The following is a 3,776-nucleotide window of genomic DNA, read 5'->3' on the forward strand; positions in this document are numbered from 1 at the left end:
GTCGAGCATCACCCGGTCGAACACCCCGGGCCGCCACGCCGGCTCGGTGCCGTCGGCCGTCACCACGGCCGCGTCCCTGGTCGTCTGCCAGACCAGCCGGGCCCGGTGCTGCTGCACGTCAGCCGCCACCAGCCGCGCTCCCCCAGGAAACGCCACGGGACCGGGACCGCCGCGCCCCGCAGGCGCGCCGGCGGGGACGGGTGTGTGGGCGCGCTCTCCGCCCTCCTTGCCCAGGCCCTCGAGATCACCATGAGTGGCGATGGCGTCGAGGAGGCCCGCCTTGCCGCCGGGCCCCGCGCACATGTCGAGCCACAGCTCGTCCTCGTCCCCTTCGAGAGGGACCCGAGTCAGGGCCAAGGCCACCAGTTGGCTGGCCTCGTCCTGGACGGCGGCACGCGTCTCCGCCACGGCCTCGATCTGCCCGGGATCTCCTTCGCGCAGGTAGGCGGCGTACGGCGAGTAGCGGGCGGGGGCGGCGCCGAAGGCTTCGAGCTCCTCGACGGAGCTCCGCCCGGGCCGCGCCACGAGCGTCACCAGGGGACGGGCGTTGTCAGCGTCGAGCAGGTCGGCCATCTCGTCGGGACGGCCGAGCGCGTCGCGGAAGGCGGAGACGATCCAGCGGGGATGGCCGTAGGCGATGGCGAGATGGCCCACCGGGTCGTCGGCCGGGTCGGGCGCGACGATGGGGATCCATTCTTCGATCGTCCTGGAGCCGATCTTCCGCAGCACCGCGTTGACGAACTTGGCCGCCCCGGCGCCGATGCGCAGGCGTACGAGATCGACAGTGGTGCCCACGGCCGCGTGCGGCGGGACCCGCATGCGCAGGAGCTGGTGAGCGCCCAGCCGCAGGGCGTCGCGCACGTCGGGATCGGGCGCACGGTCGCTGCACATCTCGATGATGGCGTCGTAGGTGCCGAGCCCGCGCAGCGTCCCGTACGCGAGCTCGGTTGCCAGCGCGGCATCCCGTCCCTTGATGCCGCGCTCGCGAAGGAGCCGTGGCATGAGCAGGTTGGCGTACGCGTCGCGCTCGTCGACCGCGCGCACGACGTCGAAGGCCGCGTTGCGTGCCTGGTCGCGTGTCGGTCTCGGTGGCTTCCGCGTACGGCTCCCGCCGCCCCTGCCTCCGGCCCCTTGGTCCCCCCTCGTCCTCATCCCCTCAAACTTTCCCTTACGCCTTGGGAGGCAGTCTGTCGAGCACCTCGCCGAGCAGCGCCTTCACGTCGATCATGTCGCCCTTGAGCCCCCCGACATCCGTCTTCAGCTCCTTGACGTCGGCCTCCAGTACGGCCACCCGGCCGTCAAGGACATCCAGCTTCTCCCCCGCTTGCATGGATAGGCCGAGGGCCTTGTCGGTCTTCTGCTCGATCCGCGCGGCCTTTCCCTCCGCCTTGAGCATCGACCGGTCCATCCGGTGGGTCCAGCTGTTGATGTCGCGAATCTTGTCACGCGCGTCACAGAGCGTCGCAAACGCGACATCCTGGTCCTCGCGGAGGTTTTCCATTCGCGCGATGAGCGCCTGTGCTTCGTTACTGGTTGTAGTCATGGCGTCGATGTTACCGAGCGCATCATGATCGACACCCTGGGTCACTTGAAGATCTCTTTACCCTCTGGGCGAACCCCGCGAGCCCACTCCACGGCCCCCATCACCCGCTTCCCCTGCGGCTGGAGATCACCCAGTTCGACCGCATCGGTCGCGGTCCCGACCAGCACGTTCGTCTTCGTGGCGGCGATCTCGCCGGCAGGAATCCGCTCGCCGGGAACCACCCGCACCGCCCCCAGCTTCACCCGCTGCCCGCGGAACTCGGTCCACGCCCCGGGGGCGGGTGTGCAGGCCCGGATCAGCCGGTCGACGTGCAGGGCGGGCTTGGTCCAATCGACGCGGGCGTCGGAGACGGTGATCTTGGGCGCGATCGTCACCCCGTCGGCGGGCTGCGGCCGGGCCTCCAGGGTGCCGTCCTCGACGCCGTCGATGGTGGCGGCGAGCAGCCCCGCTCCCGAGACCGACAACCGCTCCAGCAGCGCCCCACTCGTGTCGCTGGTGTGGATCTCCTCGGTCACCACGCCGTAGACGGGCCCGGCGTCCAGCTCTTTGACGATCTGGAACGTCGTCGCCCCGCCGATCTCGTCGCCGTGCAGGATCGAGTGCTGCACGGGCGCGGCCCCGCGCCAGGCGGGCAGGATCGAGAAGTGCAGGTTGATCCACCCGTGCCGGGGGATGTCGAGCGCCGACTGCGGGAGCAGCGCCCCGTACGCGACCACCGGGCAGCAGTCGGGCTCCAGGGCGCGCAACCGGTCGAGGAACTCGGGGTCGCCGGCCTTGAGCGGGCGGAGCACCTCTATGCCCGCCTCCTCCGCGAGCTCGGCCACCGGCGAGGGGTGGACCTTGCGGCCCCGGCCCGACTGCGCGTCGGGGCGGGTGACGACCGCCACGACCTCGTGGCGCGGCGAGTCGATCAGGGTCCGCAGCGACGGCAGCGCCGTCTCGGGTGTGCCCGCGAAGACCAGACGCATGCTCTCAGAGCGCCCTTCCGCCGGTGGCATGCGGCGAGACCTTGATCACGGGGGCGGCCAGGCCGCTCCACTCGGCCTCACGCACGGCCTTCATGGCCAGCTTGCGCTGCTTGGGGTCCATGCGGTCGATGAACAGGATGCCGTCGAGGTGGTCGGTCTCGTGCTGGAAGCAGCGCGCCATCAGGTCGGTGCCCTCCAGCGTGACGGGCTCGCCGTGCATGTCGAAGCCCTTGGCGACCGCGCGGACGGCCCGAGGCGTCGGGTAGGACAGGCCGGGGAAGGACAGGCAGCCCTCCTCGCCCTCCTCGTCCATCTCCGAGGACAGGTCGAGGTCAGGGTTGATCAAATGGCCGAGCTGCTCGTCCACGTAGTAGGTGAACACCCGCAGCCCGACGCCGATCTGCGGCGCCGCCAGGCCCGCGCCCGGGGCGTCCATCATCGTGTCCGTCAGGTCTTTGACCAGCTTGCGGAGCTCCTTGTCGAAGTCGACGACCGGGGCCGCCGGGGTGCGCAGCACCGGGTCTCCGAACAGCCGGATCGACTGGATCGCCAAGGGGGTTACTCCGTTCTCAGGTGTGGATCAACCCAGTTTAGTGTGCTCGAGGGAGCGCGCCTTCATCGCGGCCTTGCGCGCCGCCTTGACCACGGCCTCGTCGTCGTGGGCGGTGGCGAGCATGTCGAGCACGGCGATCGTGTCGGGGTGGCCCACCCCGGGCATCTCGCCGACCAGCTTGATCAGGTCCTCCCCGGGCTCGGGCGTGTCGATCCGGCCCGCGGCGGGCCCCGACAGGTGCATGAGGGCGGCCAGGGAGTCGACCGCGAGCCAGGTGTGGTCCTCGGGGCTGAGCGTGGGTGCCTCGAGGTCGCGGATGTGCAGCCAGGAGGCGGCGTAGCGGCGCATCAGGGGGTGGTCGAGCGCCTCCCTGACGGGCTTCTCGGCCTCCGGGCCCAGCTCCTCGAGGATGGCCCCGACGGCGCCGCGCTGCCCCGCCGTACCGGACGCGGCTATCTCGATCAGGTCGCCGGCCGCGGACTCCGGCGAGCGGCGCTCCAGCCACCCTGCGACGGCGCTCTGCGTGGCCGAGCCCTTGACCAGCGCCTCCACCAGCTCGGCCGCCGACAGGTCGGCGAACACCTCCACCTCGGCCGTCGTCGGCGCGTCGTGGCCCTCGCGCAGCAGGTCGCGGCGAATCGCCCAGACGCCGAGCGGGGTGAGCGCGGTGCGGCCCGCGGCGGTCTGCTCGACGAGCCCGCAGTACGCCAGC

4 protein-coding genes and 1 pseudogene are annotated in these 3,776 nt (G+C 71.4%); all 5 read right to left on the reverse strand.

What is annotated here, in order from left to right; translation table 11 throughout:
* Positions 1 to 1,152, reverse strand: a 1,152-nt coding sequence (locus tag AB0J09_RS58790) for a transcription antitermination factor NusB (RefSeq protein ID WP_360712044.1), incomplete at its 3' end; no start/stop codon positions are given.
* A gap of 16 nt (positions 1,153 to 1,168) precedes the next feature.
* Positions 1,169 to 1,588: a hypothetical protein gene (locus AB0J09_RS58795; protein ID WP_360712047.1), complete on the reverse strand. Its 420-nt coding sequence runs from the start codon at positions 1,586 to 1,588 to the stop codon at positions 1,169 to 1,171.
* On the reverse strand, positions 1,585 to 2,511 hold the full coding sequence (gene fmt, locus AB0J09_RS58800; RefSeq protein WP_360712049.1) for a methionyl-tRNA formyltransferase: 927 nt from the start codon (positions 2,509 to 2,511) through the stop codon (positions 1,585 to 1,587). Before fmt ends, AB0J09_RS58795 begins: the two co-directional genes overlap by 4 nt.
* 4 nt (positions 2,512 to 2,515) lie before the next feature.
* On the reverse strand, positions 2,516 to 3,064 hold the full coding sequence (gene def, locus AB0J09_RS58805) for a peptide deformylase (RefSeq protein WP_360712052.1): 549 nt from the start codon (positions 3,062 to 3,064) through the stop codon (positions 2,516 to 2,518).
* Between the two features lie 27 nt (positions 3,065 to 3,091).
* A pseudogene (locus tag AB0J09_RS58810) lies at positions 3,092 to 3,776 on the reverse strand (hypothetical protein); the annotation flags it as partial.

It is taken from the genome of Nonomuraea sp. NPDC049784, assembly GCF_040659615.1.
In the GTDB taxonomy this organism is placed as follows: domain Bacteria; phylum Actinomycetota; class Actinomycetes; order Streptosporangiales; family Streptosporangiaceae; genus Nonomuraea.